Consider the following 16,263-nt stretch of genomic DNA (forward strand, 5'->3'; position numbering starts at 1 on the left):
GAACTACCGCTCGTGGTCCATGGTGCTGGCCACCTGCAGCTTGAAGGCCTTGCCGCGGCCCACCACGTAACCACGCCCCGGGATGAACTTGTTGTGGTAGATCCTGCCCAGGGAGGTGTTCATCAAGGTGTCGCCCTCCACATCCCCGGGGTTCATCAGCAGGCCGCGGCGGCCGGCCTTGAACAGCCCGGCCAAACTCCAGGCACCGGACCACGTGGACGTTTCAGACTCGCCCACCACAAAGGCGTTGGCCTTGATGGCTGCCTTGATCAAGGTGGCAAGGTCCATTTCCGCCTCGGAATCGGTGAACTCCGTGAGGCCCTCAATGAAGAAGGCCACGGGCTGGCTTTCGCTTTCCACCAGGTCAATGAAGCGTTGCAATTCCGGTTCCAGCGCCGCTGCGGTGACAATCGATTCATCCCACACCGGCAGCTTGGCGATGGCGGAGCGGCGCGAGCCGAAGTACACGCGGCGGGTGCCCGGCGTCGAACGTTTCAGGGCTTCGGCCAGGGTGACCAGAGCTGTGGTTCGCCCGGACGACGGCGGTCCCGTGAGCATGAGCGCGCCGCTGGCTTCCAGGCCCGCGGCTTCCAGGTTGTAGTCGTCCACCCCAATGATCACGTGGCCCGGAGCTGCCGCCGGGAGCACATTCAGGTCCAGCATCTCCGGCAGGGCTTCCACCCTCGGAGCCTGCGCCACGCCCTGGCGGCGCATGGTCTCGGCCAGGCTGGCGACCGACCGGGCCTGCAAGGCCAGGTTGGAGGTGCCGCCAAAAATGGCCAACTGGACTTCGCCGCCGTCGATCATGCCACGGCCGGGAGGCGAAGCAGCGCCCAGGACGTCGCGGGGCAGGCCAAGGTTTGAGTAGTCGTCGGAGGTGGCCAGGCGGAGCACCAGCAGGCGCTGCACGGAGGACGCCAACGACGCCGGCAGGGACTTGGGGCTGTCCCCGGCAATGACAAGGTGCACACCCATGGGACGGCCGTCGGTGGCAATTTGCTGCAGGGTTTCAAACTGGTTCATGCCCGCACGGAATTCATACAGTTCACGGAAAGCGGCCAGGCCGTCCACCATGACAATGATCCGCGGCTCGTGGGGCTTGTTGGCCAGGCGGCGGTACTCGGCAATGCTGCCAGCCTTGACCTGCGCAAAACTCTGCGCCCGTTCCTCGATCAGGCCACGGACGTAACGCAGCAGGCGCCCCACCCGTTCGTTGTCCTCGGCGTTGATGATGCCGCCAACATGCGGGAGCACCTCCAACATTTGCAGGCCGTTGGAGGCGGCGTCAATCCCATACACCTGCACGGGGCCGCCGCGCGGGGTAATGGCGGCGGCAACGGCCAGGGTGCGCAGTGCTGCGGACTTGCCCGAACCGCTGGCACCGAGGATGGCCATGTTGCCGTCCTTGTCGGGTTCAAAGAACACCGTGGGCTGGGCCTGGTGTTCGGGATCGTCCATGACGCCCAGGAGCAGCTGCTCATCGGTGCGTGCAGTAGGCAGCTTGGAGAAGTCATAGACTTCGGACAGCTCGCTCAGCCACGGCTTGCGCGGCGGCTTCACGCCCAGTTCCACCGCGGCCAGGGAAATATTTGCCACCACGCGGGAAATGTCATTGGGGCCGCCCGACTCCGCCACGGGGGCACTGGCAAGTTCCTGCTCCCACGGGTTTCCGGCACCGAAGTCCATCTCCACAATGTCAATGCGGGGACGCTGCGGGGTCCGTGTTGTCCAGCCGCCGGCGTAGCCGGTCTGGAACCCCTGGATCCGGCCGGGCCCGGTCTTGGCGGCGCCGCGGCCGGGAATGGATGGGCTGAAGTACGCGGCGGACGGCTCCCCCAGAATGTCCACGGAATCGTCAACATCGGCCATGCGCAGGGCAATGCGCATGTTGGTGTTGGCGCGCAGGCTGTCCTTGATGACACCCGAGGGGCGCTGCGTGGCCAGGATCAGGTGCAGGCCCAGCGAACGGCCACGGGCGGCAATGTCCACCACGCCGTCAACAAACTCCGGCACTTCCTTGGCCAGCGCGGCAAATTCATCCACCACAATGATGAGCGACGGCGGCGTCTCGGGATCCGCTTCACGCTCCATGGCGAGCAGGTCCTTGGCCTTTTTGCGGTTGAGCAGGTGCTCGCGGTGGTGCAGTTCCGCCCGCAGGGAGGTCAGGGCGCGTCGCACCAGGTGCGGGGAAAGGTCCGTCACCAGGCCCACCGTGTGCGGCAATTGCACGCAGTCGGCAAAGGCCGCCCCACCCTTGTAGTCAACAAACAAGAAGGAGAGCCGGTCGGGGCTGTAGGCGGCAGCCATGCCCAGCACCCAAGCCTGCAGGAACTCGGATTTTCCGGCACCCGTGGTGCCGCCCACCAGGGCGTGCGGGCCTTCGGTCTTCAGGTCAAGGTACATGGGTTCAACACCCTTGGACCCCACCAGGGCGCGCAGGGAACCCTGGTGTTTGCGGTTCTTCACGGCGCGGGAGGCCACGGAGTTGTTCTCCAGCCACCTGTCCGCAATGCCTGTGGTGCTTTCCACCAGATCGTGGCCTGCCAGCGCAACATAGGAGACGCTGCGGGGCAGATCGGAGTCGTCATCCACCGGCTTGCTGGAATCGACCACCGGTGCCAGCATGCGGGCCAGCTGTGCGGCCAGCTCGTCGCTGACGCTTTCACAGCTCACGGGATACGTCAGTTGGCCCAGCCGGACCTGGCCCGTGGTGGCGGTTTCGGCCACATGGACAAAGTCGCGGCAGGAGGCCGGCAGCGCCTCGATGGAGGTGGCAACCCACAGAATGTGCACACCCACGTCGGCACCGTATTCGGTGAGCCGGTTCAGGCGGGCACGGTCCACTTTGACGTCGTCTTCAATAATGAGCAGCAGGGCCGGCACCACGGGCGCAGGAATCTCCACCTTGGCGCGATCCAGGGAGCCGCGGTGTGCGGCGCCGTTGGCGGCCATGTTCACTCCGCGGTTCACCAACAAATCTTCCAGCGCGGCCAGGAGTACGCTGGAGGCGCCGGTGCCAGAGGCCAGGTGTTCCCCGGCCAAGGGCGAATGCACCGAACCAACATGCGGGAGCCACTGCAGCCATTCCCACCGCTGCTTGGATTCCGTGGATGTCATGGCGGCTACGGCAAGTTCCGCCGGCGAATGCAGGCCCACGGCCTGCAGCACCAGGGCACGGGCCACATCGTCAACTACCCCGCGCGGCCCGGCAACGCCCACGGCGCCGCTGGTGCGGAACGCGGCAACAACAGGCACGGCGTCGATGTCGGAAAACTCGGTCTTGACGTCCTGGATTTCGGCCATGTACTCGGGCAGCGTATTGCTATCCGCCGGTGCCTTGACAGGAGTGCGTGAGGGCTGGCGGCCCACGCCCAAGCGCAACGACAGGAATGCTGAGTGTTCGGGGCGGTGGGTCCACATCAGCGGACCCAGCTTGTAGATGGCGTCAACGGTTTCGCTCGTTGACGGGCTTTCCGCCAGCCTGACGGCCCGCTCCACTTGCTGGCGGGCAGTCATTTGGCGGCGGAACTCGGCAATGGCCCCGCGGAACTGCTCAATGGAATCCTTCAGTTCACGCTTGGCGTTGGCTTTTTGATCCAGGTAGCCGCCAATCATCATCAGCGGCATCATGGCCATGAAAATGAGGCTGAACGGGCTCCGGGTCACGCCAAACATGACACCGCCCATCAGCACGGGGGCGATGAGCATGACCAGCGGGAAGCGTTCGCGCCGGGGCCGTTGCGGGCCGGAGGGAAGGATTTGTTCCTCGATGGCAAAGTGCGGCACCACGCGGGGCGAGCGGTTGAATTCCACCAAGGGGCCCGTGGGCCCGGATTGGGTGCGCCGGCCCAGGCCCACCACGGAAATGGTGGTTTCCCCCAGTGTCACTTCATCCGAGGAGCCCAGCACTGCCCGGGAGATCTGGGTGCCTTCCATCATGAGGCCGTTGGCGGAGCCTGTATCGGCAATTTCCACCGTTTCGCCAATGGTGATGCGGGCGTGCCGTTTTGAGGTCATGGGATCGCTGAGGCGAACGTCAACGTCAAAGTCGCGGCCCACATAGCTGGTACCCAGCGGCAGGGCGAACTCGCGGCCCAGGTCCGGCCCGGCCGTGACGCGCAAGGTGGCAGCTGCTGGCCCGCGGTCCTGTTGGGGCACGGCAAAGGTTTCGCTGACCTGCGTCAGGGACACCGTGGCGCCGGGGCGCAGCCCGGATTCTTGCAGATTGCTCTCCGGCGGCAGGGTGCGTCCGCGCACCCCGCCCACCACGGATTCCTCCACTAGCAGGGAAAGGTTTGGCGGGGCGGCAGCCCCCTTGCGGGCGGGATCGGACAGGTACAGTTCGGTGGCGATGTCCCCCACCGAGGCCAGGCCGTCAACCGTGACGGCCAGATTTTTTGCCTCCTGCGGGTCACGCCGAAGCGTCAGCCGGATCCTCATTGCACATCAATTCCTCGTTGGGTGTCCAGCAGTGGCAGGTCATCGGGGGTGACCAGGTGGGAGGTCACTGCATGTTCCACCAGCCTGGTACGGCGGTTGGTGGCCAGTTTTCCGCCGCCGCCGCGCAGGCCAACAACACCCACGCGGTCCAGCTTGTCGCACACATTGTCCAGTTTGCGGTTGAAGCGGGTGAGCGCCCAGCCCAGGCGCTTGGCGGCCTGCGCGGAGGACGGGATGGCGCTGAATCCGGTCCCGCCGCGGCGCAGCATGGGCTCGGCCAGCGCCACAATCAGCGCCTTCTGGGACTCGGTGAAGACTACGGGCCCAATGGTGGTTGAACCGGCAGAGTCGTCCTCGCGGCTTTGGGACATGAACGACGGCGATTCCAAGTGAACCGAGAATTCGTACGTGGTGGGGCCGGCGGTAAAAATCACGTTTGTCTGGCTAAAGACCAAGGGGATGCGCGCGCCCGGTGCCATCCACGCCTGCATGCCGCCTGCGGCATCAGCAATCGTGGCCGAGAGCATGGTGCCGGCGTTGGTCAGCCACCAAATGCCGTCATATTTGCTGACTTCCAGGAACTTCCTGTGCAAATAAGGGTTGTCATCAACTTCAATGTCGCCCTCACGGCCAATCCGAAAAACTTCTTCCGGCGCCGGCTCGTACCATTCGCCACAAAAATCAATTGTTAATTCCGCCATGACGGCAGCCCCCTGGGTTTATTGCTGATGACTAAAAAGAATCTAGGAGCACTTCTTGGACTCCGCTGAGGTTTGGCCGTCCTTGCGAACAAGCTTCACCGATATGCAGCTCTGGCCGTTGGGATCGTCCACCACAAACGCCCGGTTCTCGGTGATGGGCTTGAACGTTCCGGTATCCACGGCGCTGACGGAGGCCCACAAGTATTTGTCGCCCTCCTGCGGATCCGGGTTGTTCCAGCTCCACTCGGAACCGCCGTTTTTTGGTGCGGCCGCCAGGTCGCTAACGGGCGGGACCTCCGCGCCCACTATCAGGGCCGTGGGCGGGGGCGAGGTCTTTTGCGCCTGCGGATCCACCGTTGCCGGCGCCCCTCCGCCCACGAAAACCATGATTCCAACCACGACGGCGGCCACCAGTACCAGCCCCGAGCCCAATCCCAGCCACAGCCGTTTCTTGCTGGGCACTGCCGGTGCGCTTAACGCCGGCGCTTCGCCGGGGGCCGGGCGGAGCTGATCGCTGCGCGGCACCGTGGATTCCAGCACGGGGTGGTTCCACTGCGCCGACGGCGCACCAAGCGACGGTGCACCAAGGGACGGTGCACCAGCTTGCCCTGCCGGGGTGGCCGGGCCCGCCGACGGCAGGGTTTGGCCGTTGCGGTTCAGGCCGGTGGTGGACCCGGTCTCGCCCGGCACGGTGTTGACGTGCGGAGCAGCCGCGGACGCCCCGCCGCCGGTGTTGTTGGCTTGACGTGAGGGAAACGTGGGATTTGAGGTGCTGGCATCGGGGTCAATGGAAACGACGCTGCGAACTCGTGTGGGCTCGGAATGGTCGTCGGGACGAAAATCCGCCGCAACAATCTCTTCCTGCACCTCAAAGGGGGTGACGGACAGGTTCATGTCAGCCTGGATGCGCATCAGGGCGCGGGCAAAGTCCTTGGCGCTGCTGTACCGCGAGGCCGGTGACTTGGCCATGGCGGTGGCCAGGACCAGCTCAAGTTCGGCCGGGATGTCTGCCCTACCCAAGGCGGGCAGGGGGGCCGCGTTGATGCGGGCAATCAATTCTCTCTGGGAATTGTCCGCCCCCGGAATAACAAAGGGCGAATGCCCGGCCAGCAACGTGTAAATGGTGGCGCCGAGCGCCCAAACATCCACCTTGATGCCGTCGGTGGCGCCGGAGCCAAAGGATTCCGGCGGCGACCACGGAATGGACATGCCGCCGCCGTCGGCCTGCACCGCATCCATGGTTCCGGAGATACCAAAGTCGGTCAGCGCCGGCCTGTTGTAGTCGGTGACCAGGATGTTGGCCGGCTTGATGTCCCGGTGGGCAATGCCAGCCCTGTGGGCTGTCTCCACGGCCGAGGCAACCTGGATGCCAATTTCCAGGGCCTTGTCAGCACTGAAACGGCCTTGCCGGTACTGCATGTCAAGGCTGGGCCGGGAGCAGTATTCCATGGCCAGGTAGGAGTGCCCGGAATCGGTGATCTCGGCTTCAAAGATGGTGACAATGTACGGGTGCGCGGAAAGCTGGGCCATGAGGTTGGCCTCGGACTCAAAACTGGCCCTGGCCCCACTGGTCTTCAGATCGGCCGTCAGGACCTTGACGGCAACCTTGCGCCGCGGCCTGTCCTGCTCATAGAGGTACACATCGGAGAATCCGCCGGAGCCCAGCACGGAGACGAACCTGTAGCCAGGAAGCACCGGGGGCGCGGCGGGAACACGCTTGCTACTCACAGCAGGCCTTCAAAGAGCAAGGAGATCCCGTCTCCCAGCTCGGCGATGTCACCGTTGAGCAAGATGGCCTGCTCACCTTGGCTCAACCGGCGCGGCGCCTGGCCTTCACGGACCAGCACCGTGCCGTTGGTGGCCTTCAGATCCACCAGGAGCACATCCCAGCCGTCAAGGCGGACCTCCACATGGGAGCGCGAAATATCGTCATTTCCACTGTTGACCTGCACCAGGCGTGGCATGGCTCCGCCCATGACCCGGGAGACGGAGGGCTGGCGGCCAATGATCAAGGAATGGTCCAGTGCAACCACTTCACCGCTGGAAATGTGCATGGTGCCCAGGCGTGGCCGGCCCACTTCGCGTGGTTCGGAGTTGATTCCAGCCCCGCAGTCCGAACACTCGGAGCGGCTCGGCGGGTTGGCGTGGCCGTGGGGGCACATGCGCGCCAAAACCATGGGTCCGGTGGGCGGGCGCGACTCCAGCGGCGCCGGTGCGCCAGCTTCTTCGCCGCTGGCCCCGGTGACGTCACTGACGTCACCGCGCATGACGGTATGGCCGTCGTGGTCGGGATCGTAGGGCTGATCGGCGGATGCGCCTGTTTCGGTGCCCGCAGCAAATCCGGCACCGCCTTCAAAACCGGCACCGCCTTCAAAACCGGCACCGCTTTCAGAGCCGGCGTCCGGCTGCTTGGCCCACGGCACGGAGTCGATCAACAAGCCTTCGGGTTGCCATTGCTCCTGGGCGCTCTGCGCGGGGGCAGCGGCGCTGAGGTCTGCAGCCACTTCCTCGGCAAGGCCCGCCACGGGCGGCAAGGGCGGAAGCGGTGGCAGCTGCGCCTCCGGGACGCCGTGCGCAATCGCCTGGCCGTCGTCATCGAGACGAACGGCCGCGTCCTCAACACTTCTGGCCACTGTGGGGCCGAACAAGTGGTCGTAGTTGGTGGTGAATCCGTCCTCGGCAGTCTCTTGCCCGGCGAGGTGCCCTTCGGATTCCGGCTCATTGCCAGCCGGCTCTGCGGCTGCATGCTCCTCGGAAGTGAGGCCGTGGGCAAGGGCCGTGCCGGCGGCTTCAGCTTGGCCGTCATAGCTGGCTGTCTCGGCGGCGTCGATGAGCACTGCCACGTCTTCAGTCAACGATTCGTGAAAGGCCGGCTGCCCATCGTCGAGGGGTTCAGCGTGGAAAGGTTCCGGCTCCGAGGACTCTTCCTCGGACAAGTCGGGGCGGATGGTCAGGTTCAGGTCTGCCTCGTTCAGCGCCGCCATGGGGGCAAGCTGGGCGTTCCACTCAGCATCGGCGGCCTCGGCGGCCATGGCAAAGCTGGCATAGGCGTCGTCGTCGTCCTCGGCATCGTCCACCTCGGCGTTTTCCGCCCCGTCGCCATTCACCATGTCGTCAGTCACCACGGCATCGTTCGCCCCAGCGTCGTGCACCGCGGCGCCTGCCACCTCGGCATCGTTCACCTCGACGTCGTCGGCCTCGTCCTGCACGGGCCCGCCGTCGGCAAGATCGGCGATGGGGTGCGCCAGTTCCGTGGCGTCCTGCTCCGACTCAACGAATTGATCCAACCAATCAGTCTCGGCGGGCGCCGTCTCAGCAAGCGCTGCCTCGGCAAACACAGGCTCTGCAAGCACTGCCTCGGCGAGCTCCATGCGCAGCGATTGCAGCAAGATGACAGCCTCGCCCACGGGCAGCAGCAGGGACGGTTCGGCCGGCTCTGTGGGTTGCGCCAGGGTCAGTTCAAAGGATTCGGGCAGCGGCAGCGAACGCTCACTCCAGGTGGTGACGTCCCGGCCTGACACCATCTCCGAGGAGTCGCCAGTCTGCGCCACCAAGGTCATGTCGCCACGCAAAATGGCGTGCAAACGGTCGGACTGGACCACAATGGCAAAGTCGGGCAGCCCTGTCAGCTCCGTGCCGAACTGCCGTGTGACCTCGTTGAGGACACCGTGAATGGTGGGCTCCTGCCCCAGGAACTCCCACAGTGCACTCACGATTACCTGTTCGGTGTGCCCCTTAAGCACAATCACCGAGCCCGATCGCACAATGCCTAACCATGAACCTGTGCTGTACGTGGTGCTAACCATGATTCTCCTCGTGCAGGGGTGCGTTGACGCGTGTGGGCAATTCTTGCCCGGGCGCCAGAAATTCCTTCGGAATGGATTCCAGAACTTCTGTGGGGTGGGTGTCCGCCACGGCGCCGGGAATGACTTCCTGTGCCGCCGTCATGCGCGGCAGGGTGTCCTCTGCGACAGTGGATGCCATGCTCGCCTTGCCCAGGGTTTCCCCGCCGACACCGCCGTTGACGTTGCTGGCATCGACAACAACCACAGTGATGTTGTCCCGCCCGCCGGAGCGCAGGGCCGCCTGGATCAAGGAATCCACGGCGTCCTGGGGGTGGCGCAGGGTGCTCAGGGCACGGTGAATTTGGGTGTCGCTCAACTCTCCGGAGAGCCCGTCGGAGCACACCAGAATCCTGTCGCCTTCTTCGACCGGGATCAGCCAGAAGTCAGCTTCCGTGTCAGTTCCGGTACCCAGGGCACGTGTCACCACATGGCGCCGCGGGTGGGTCAGGGCTTCCTCGGGGGTGATGAAACCGGCGTCCACCAATTCCTGCACCTCGGAATGGTCCACACTGACCTGGCTAAAGTTTCCCTGGCTGAGCCGGTAGGTTCGGGAATCGCCAACATTGAAGACCAGCCAATACGGCACACCACGCTCTTCAACCAGCACCACCCCGGAGAGAGTTGTGCCGGCCCGGGCGTTGGTGAGTTCGCGGATCCTGGCATCGGCAAGGTGCAAGGCGTGCGCCAGGTCCGACGCCGTTGCCTGGCGGGAACTGGCCATCAGGACACTTTGCTCACTCAGGGTTTGGATGCATTCGCGGCTGGCCACCTCGCCAGCCTCGTGCCCGCCCATGCCGTCGGCAACCGTGAATAAGGGATCGGCTGCAAGGAACGAGTCCTCGTTGAGTTCCCTGCGCAACCCCCTGTCGGTGCCAAAGCCAAAGCTCAGGCTGACGCCGGGGGCGCCGTGGGCCAAGCTGTCCAGGGCAGGGGTACCCTCACCAGCGCTCATGGACGCCCCACCACAAATGACCTGTCGCCGAAATGCACCCGGGTACCAATGCCGGCCAAAGCCGGGGTACCTCCGTTCAGCGCAGTCCTGCCCCCGCCCACGGCTGTGATGGCACTGCCGTTGGTGGAGTTCCTGTCGGTAACCCACAGGCCCTCACCACTGGCCCGAACATGCAGGTGCGTCTTGGAGACGGACCTGCTGGAGTCTTGAACTGACACAAGGCGAGAAATCATCTCACCATCGTATCCGGCGGGGTTGCGGCCAATGAGCGCCACGGCTGTGATGTCTTCGGTGTGGCCGTCATCAAAGGTCAGCCGGAGCCCCGCAGCGGCGGGGATGGGGCGCACACGGGTGTCCCCGGCGTCGTCATCGAGCAGCCCGATTGGCTGCTGCCCGGCGTAGGGTTTGGTGGTTGTCTCCCGGACTGCTGGCGGCGGCGGGGCAAAGGAGGAGGCCTGGCTGAACTGAATTGGCTGAGACGGTGGTTGCTGCGGCTGCTGCACTAGCGGCGCGGCACTGGTGGCAGCGCCCGGAACAGAGGTGATGGGTCCCTGGAACTGCTGGCCTTGGACTCCCGGCACAGCTGGTCCGGGCACAGCTGCGCTCTTGCCAGTCGTGCTGTTGCCAGCTGCGCTGTTGCCCACTGCGCTTCGCGCTGCTTCGCTTGCCGGGCGCTGAGCCAGCGGCGAGGTGACAGGAGACAGGGTGGGAACGGCCGCGGGCACAAAGTTGGCCCGTTCCTCTATCCCACCGGTTTCCAGGGGGTCGCGGCCGGCCTTGACGTTGAAAACCAGGGTGTGGGCCAGTTTGTCGTGCCAGCCCTGCCGCTTGCCATTGGCGTCCCAGGTGTTGGAAATGACCACCAGCAGCGGACCAAGGGTGGGAACAATGGAGCTGACGGCAATGACCACGTTGCGCAGGAAGATGGCCAGCACACCGGCCGGGCCGCCGTCCATGTTGGTGGTGCGCAGGCCAACCATGATGTTGCCGGGTGTCTTGCCGGATTTGGCTTCCCAGAGCCACAGCCAGATGCCATAGGCCAGCGAGAGGACACTGGCAATGCCTGTCAGGATCAGCAGCCAGCTCAGGTTCACCTGGGCAAATTCGCCAACCTGGGTGACGGCGATCTTGCTGGCCCCAATGCCGGCGGCCACGCCCAGCAGAATGCCGGGGAGCACCCCGTCAATGAGTTTCGCCGCCAAACGGCGTCCGGCTCCGCCCGGAACCAAGGCTGTGGCGGCAGCGATGCGGGGATCAACCTCGCGCTCACGCGGGGCCACCAAAGGGCCCGTCTGCGTGGTGCCCACGGACACAATGCCCGGCAGAGACCCTGCACCAGGCACACCCAAAGGCACCGAAGCAGGTGCCGATGAGGCGGCACGGTTGTTCACCGCGGCACCGCACAGTGTGCAGAAGGCCGCTCCCGGAGAGAGCACGGCTCCACAATTCCGGCAGGGTTCGGCCGCTTTTTGCGCCATGTACTTAGTACCCTTCTTATGACTTCTTATGACTTCTTGAACAGCTGAGACAGTTTGGAGCTTAGTGCCACACCACGCGAACGCCATGATTGCTCCTGGCCCTGTGCATCGCGCGTAAGTGCCTTGCGCCTGGCCCGGGCCTGGGCATCGGCCAGTAACGACCTCGGTGAGAACCTTGCCCGTTGCCGCTTCCAGAATCCTACCGACTCGCTCATGCCCTTGACCGAATGTTCCACGTTTTGCCAGTACATGGCGACTTGTTCCTCGCTGGGCTGGCCCGGGCCGAAGATGGCGGCGTCTGCACGCTCGGCCAGCAACGCAGTGGTTGTTGAGCTGGCGGGGAAGGCGTCGTTGAGCAAAACTGCACTCTCGCGGCGGGTCCCGTTGGTGTCCATGCCAGCGCCAAGGTCCGTCGCCAGGCTCAGGACCTCGGACCAGCCACCGCTGACCCTGTCGGTGGGCAGGCCCTGGGTTTGGCGCTTCTTGCGGCGCCGGGTCTTCAACGCCACAATCAGCACCAGCGGCAGGGCAATGATGATCAAGGGGATGGCAGCCACACCAATGATCATCAAAATCTGGCCAAGGATGCCGGCCTGATTGTTTTTCTTGCCATCGGTGTCCAGGGCGTCCGGAGCGCTGTCCGGGGGAAGGTCCGCCGGTTCCTGCGGCGGCGGCGGGGGCTGGAGCACCTGCGGCTTGGGCTTGGACGCGTTTTGCGGTTCCGGCGGGTTGGGCACGTGATCCTTGTCCGGCGTCGGATTGAAAGGCACCCAACCCAGACCGGAAAAGTTCACCTCAACCCACGCGTGAACGTCCGATCCCTTCATCTTTATACTCGGCGCACCATTGTTGGGGTCCTTCTCATCCAGGTAGAAACCCATGACAACGCGGGCCGGAATGCCCAGGTGGCGGGCCATGAGCACCATGGCTGTGGCGTACTGTTCATCGTCGCCCACCATTTCCTTGCCGCTGAGCAGCTTGGTGACGCGCGCGGCGCTGTGGCCGGAATTGGAGGGGGCTTGCCCTTCCAAGCCGTTGCTGAACTTGCCCTCGCGCTGCAGGGCGCCTTCCAGGGCCTGAACCTTCTTCAGCGGCGTGTCTGCTTCACCCACAATGTCGTTGGCCTTGGTGCCCACCACCGCGGGAACGTTTTCCAGTTTGGGCAGGCGCACCGAACCAAAGTCCGAGCCCGCCAGCTTGTTGCCGTCAACGCTCGGGAACGCCACGTCCATGCTGTAGGAATCGCCCTTGGCAACGCCGTCAAGATTCAGCGCCGAACCGGAATCCTTGTTCAGGTACAGGGTGGGGGTTGGGCCGCTGGCGCTTTGGTAACGCAGGCTGTTCGCCACGGAGACGCTGGGAATCCAGACGCCCTGGTACCCGTCAATGACAAGGTCGACGCCGGTTCCCCCACCATCGCTGGCGCTCCCCAGTGCCGAAGGGTCACCAATGGGGGAAAAGGATGCCGAACTGTTGGGGTCCACGTTGAACACCACGCCGTTGTAGTTGTCCATGGCAGCAACGCGGACACGGCCATTTTTGGGCAGGCCTGTCACGTCAAAGAGGACTGTTTCCTTTTCATTTTTGACGTAGTCGCGGAACTTGGTCAGCGGCGAGGGCAGATCGTGCAGATCCGGCGGCGGAATGACCGTGTCACGCAACACCTCACGGCTGGCGCTGCTGGTCAGTGCCGGCGCCGCAGCCATGGTGACCGCCCCAGCCACCAGAATGACTCCTGCGGCCAGGCCGATGCGGCGCAGCAGGGAGGTTCGTGCCCCGGAGGCGTCGTGGACTTGCTGGTTGGCGGAGATGCTGCCGGCATTTTCGCGCCGGCGCATTTCATGCCTGTAGGCCAGCCAGGCGATCGCGGCGATGCTCAGCAGGGAACCACGCAGCACGGGCAGGAACACCTGGGCTGTGCCAAAGAGGATGGCGGTAATGAACAAGACAATGACAGGGATCATGGCCCAGTAGGCGCTGCGCAGCCGCCACGCCAGGGTGCCGGCAACCACAGCTGCCACAAAAGCGCTGAGGTATGGAACCACCATGACCTCAACGCTGATGCCCACGGGCGGGGCCAGGGTCAGCAATTGCTTCCATGACAGCATGATCCCCAGCAGGAGTCCGCGCAGGGAAGCCAGGCTGGGAATGAAGCCCATGATTGCCGTACTCGACGCCGCCAGGGCACTGCCGAAGATCATGTAAACAGCGAATGCGAGACCAATCATGGTGACCAGGCCCAGGCGCCAGTGCGCCCCGGCGGCCGCCACTGCCAAGCCGATGACAATGGCACCGAAGCCCGCCAGCAGGTAGTGGGGATCGTGGCCAAAGGTGGGGCCAAAGCCCAGGACGCCAAGGCCCAGCAGCACTGTCAGCACTGCGCCGTCGATCATGAAATGCCACCACAGCCGCCCGCCGGAAAAGGCTGAGGGCTTACGTTGCGGCTGCGCTGCCGCGCTCCTGCGGGCGTTCATGCGATGGCCTTTCTCAGCACCATGGACAGATCACTCAAGTCACCCAGGGTCAGGACCGTAAGGTCGGCAATGTTGGCGCGGGCGGATTTCGCCCCGGTAAAGCAGCGTACGGCGAAGGCACGAACACCCGGTGGCACGGAGGCGGCTGCGCTGCGCAATTGTGCCGGTGTCACCTTCGAGCCCACCACAAAGAACACCACGGAGGCGTTGGGAACGGCATCCGTGAGCGTTCGGGCAAGATCCACCGAGGTGCCGCGGCGGTTGTAGCCCAGCAATCTGGTCATGTCATCGAGCAGGTTCTTGCCGGTTTCGCAGCGAATGGGTCCGCGCTGGGTGATGACGCTGAGCTCGCGGTGTTCCTTGATGGCTTGGCGGCCCAGCGAGGCTGCCGCCGAAATGGCCAACTCGAAATCGTCGTCGTTCTCATATTCGTCCGTGTTCACCGACAAGGCCACGGCCATGTGGGAGCGGCGGGTTTCCTCAAACTGGCGCACCATCAACTTGCCCGTGCGGGCAGTGGTTTTCCAGTGGATGTGCCGGCGGTCATCTCCCGGCACGTAGTCACGCAGGGCATGGAAGGCAATGTCTGAGTTGGACAGGTCCTTGGTGGTGAGGCCCTCGAGGTCCTTCAGGAACCCGGCTGCGGGCCCGTCCAGGGAGGTGGTGCGGGGGTGCACAAACAAGTCTGTGGGATCAGTCCAGAGAACCTGGCGGCGCAGCAGGTGCAGCGGGTCGGCACGCACCGAGCGGACCGGGCCAACGGTGATGACTGCGCGCCGGGTGGTGGGGATCGTGAAGAGGTCCTCGTGGATCTCCCCCGGCTTCATCGTGGGCAAATGGAACAGTGCCGTGGCAAGGCCCACCGGCAGTTCCAAGGCTGCCGGCAGCACCGTGCGCGGTGAGGTGTTTTCCACGGCAATGCTGCCCACTGCGTGCTCGCCCACAGCAACGCGCGTGCGTGCCAAGTCCAGTTTGACCGCGTACATGGACTTGCCCAGCACAAAGGCGATGGCAATCAGCAACAGCACGGTGGCCAACAGGGCAGCCACTTTGGCTTCCTGCCAGCCATAGCTTGCCCCGAGGATCCACAGCAGCACAGCAGTTCCCAGCACTACAAAACCCAGGGTGCTGATGGTGGCCAGCACCGGGCCAACGCAGCGTTTGAGCCAACCCATGGCCTTGGCCCACCCCGGGCCCAGATAGGTACCGGCCACCTTGGACGCTTCACGCGTCAACGACGCCGGGTGCAGGCGTGTTGGGGTGCCTTCGCTGTGGAAGGGCCGGGAGAGGAACTCCCCCACCTTCGAAGCGCTGGACTTCATGCTCATGATTGACCTTTGACTCAATGTGCTGTTGCTGGACGTGCTGCGAAACGCGTTGTTGCTGGCGTCAGGCTGAGGCGCGCTGCTGCGGTGCGGCAACTTCGGCCAGCACCCGGCTCAGCACAACTTCGGGGGTGGCGCCGGCAAATTCCGCTTCCGGGTCCATAACAAAACGGTGCGTCCACACATAAGGAGCAAGCTCCTTGATGTCGTCGGGCAGAACGTAGTTGCGGCCCTTGGCTGCTGCCCACACCTTGGCAATGCGAACCATGGCAATGGCGCCACGGACCGAGACGCCCAAACGGGTTTCCGGCGCGTTGCGGGTCTCCTCGCACAGGCGTGAAATGTATTCCAGCACAGCGGCGTCCGTGTGTGTGGTGGAGGCCAGATCAGCCATTTCGGCCACGGCGGTGGGTGTGATGATGGCCTGCAGGGTCGAGGTCCTGTCTCGCTGCCCGGAGCCGGAGAGCAGCTGTACCGTGGAGGCGTGGTCCGGGTAGCCGATGGAGGTCTTGACCAGGAAGCGGTCAAGCTGCGCCTCGGGCAGGCGGTAGGTGCCTGCCTGCTCAATGGGGTTCTGGGTTGCCAGCACCATGAACGGACGGCCGGTCTCATAGGTGGTGCCGTCCATGGTCACGCGGGATTCTTCCATGACCTCAAGCAACGCCGACTGGGTCTTGGGCGAGGCACGGTTGATCTCATCGGCCAGCACGATGGTGGCGAAGATGGGGCCCTTGTGGAAATCAAATACCTGGCTCTTCTGGTCATAGATCATGACACCCGTAACATCGGAGGGCAGCAGGTCGGGGGTGAATTGGATGCGCGAATTGGTGCCCTTCACGGTTGCCGAAATGGCCCGGGCCAGCATGGTCTTTCCCGTGCCCGGCGCATCCTCGAAGAGGACGTGGCCCTCGGCGAGCATGGCGGCCAGGGTCAAACTGACAACGTGGGACTTGCCCAAGATGGCCTGGCCAACATTGGCAACCAGCTTTTCAAACGTTCCTGCAAACCACGTGGCCTGTTCCGGCGTCATGGACATAGTTCATCCTCT

General features: G+C 64.4%; 9 protein-coding genes. All 9 read right to left on the reverse strand.

Annotation, left to right across the window (positions count from 1 at the left end; genetic code table 11):
• Positions 1-3: 3 nt before the first annotated feature.
• Positions 4-4,440: an FtsK/SpoIIIE domain-containing protein gene (locus CVS28_RS02705; RefSeq protein ID WP_103480541.1), complete on the reverse strand. Its 4,437-nt coding sequence runs from the start codon at positions 4,438-4,440 to the stop codon at positions 4-6.
• The gene (locus CVS28_RS02710) at positions 4,437-5,141 is read right to left on the reverse strand and encodes an FHA domain-containing protein (protein ID WP_103480542.1); all 705 of its coding nucleotides are present in this window, start codon (positions 5,139-5,141) and stop codon (positions 4,437-4,439) included. Before CVS28_RS02710 ends, CVS28_RS02705 begins: the two co-directional genes overlap by 4 nt.
• Positions 5,142-5,183: 42 nt before the next feature.
• A complete protein-coding gene (locus CVS28_RS02715; RefSeq protein WP_103480543.1) occupies positions 5,184-6,869 on the reverse strand; it encodes a serine/threonine-protein kinase in 1,686 nt (561 codons plus the stop codon).
• On the reverse strand, positions 6,866-8,947 hold the full coding sequence (locus tag CVS28_RS02720; protein WP_103480544.1) for an FHA domain-containing protein: 2,082 nt from the start codon (positions 8,945-8,947) through the stop codon (positions 6,866-6,868). The genes CVS28_RS02715 and CVS28_RS02720 overlap by 4 nt, the downstream gene beginning before the upstream one ends.
• Positions 8,940-9,938 (reverse strand): PP2C family protein-serine/threonine phosphatase, encoded by a 999-nt coding sequence (locus tag CVS28_RS02725; RefSeq protein WP_103480545.1) that lies wholly within the window; start codon positions 9,936-9,938, stop codon positions 8,940-8,942. Before CVS28_RS02725 ends, CVS28_RS02720 begins: the two co-directional genes overlap by 8 nt.
• Entirely contained in the window at positions 9,935-11,503 is a 1,569-nt protein-coding gene (locus CVS28_RS02730) for an RDD family protein (RefSeq protein ID WP_103480546.1), read from the reverse strand. The genes CVS28_RS02725 and CVS28_RS02730 overlap by 4 nt, the downstream gene beginning before the upstream one ends.
• Positions 11,443-13,890 (reverse strand): transglutaminase domain-containing protein, encoded by a 2,448-nt coding sequence (locus CVS28_RS02735; RefSeq protein WP_243399656.1) that lies wholly within the window; start codon positions 13,888-13,890, stop codon positions 11,443-11,445. The genes CVS28_RS02730 and CVS28_RS02735 overlap by 61 nt, the downstream gene beginning before the upstream one ends.
• Positions 13,887-15,218 carry a DUF58 domain-containing protein gene (locus tag CVS28_RS02740; RefSeq protein ID WP_103480547.1) on the reverse strand — a complete coding sequence of 444 codons (1,332 nt, stop codon included), beginning with the start codon at positions 15,216-15,218 and terminating at the stop codon, positions 13,887-13,889. Before CVS28_RS02740 ends, CVS28_RS02735 begins: the two co-directional genes overlap by 4 nt.
• A 61-nt stretch (positions 15,219-15,279) precedes the next feature.
• Entirely contained in the window at positions 15,280-16,251 is a 972-nt protein-coding gene (locus CVS28_RS02745; RefSeq protein ID WP_103464376.1) for an AAA family ATPase, read from the reverse strand.
• Positions 16,252-16,263: the final 12 nt, after the last annotated feature.

The sequence above is a fragment of the Arthrobacter glacialis genome, assembly GCF_002909415.1.
GTDB lineage: Bacteria > Actinomycetota > Actinomycetes > Actinomycetales > Micrococcaceae > Specibacter > Specibacter glacialis.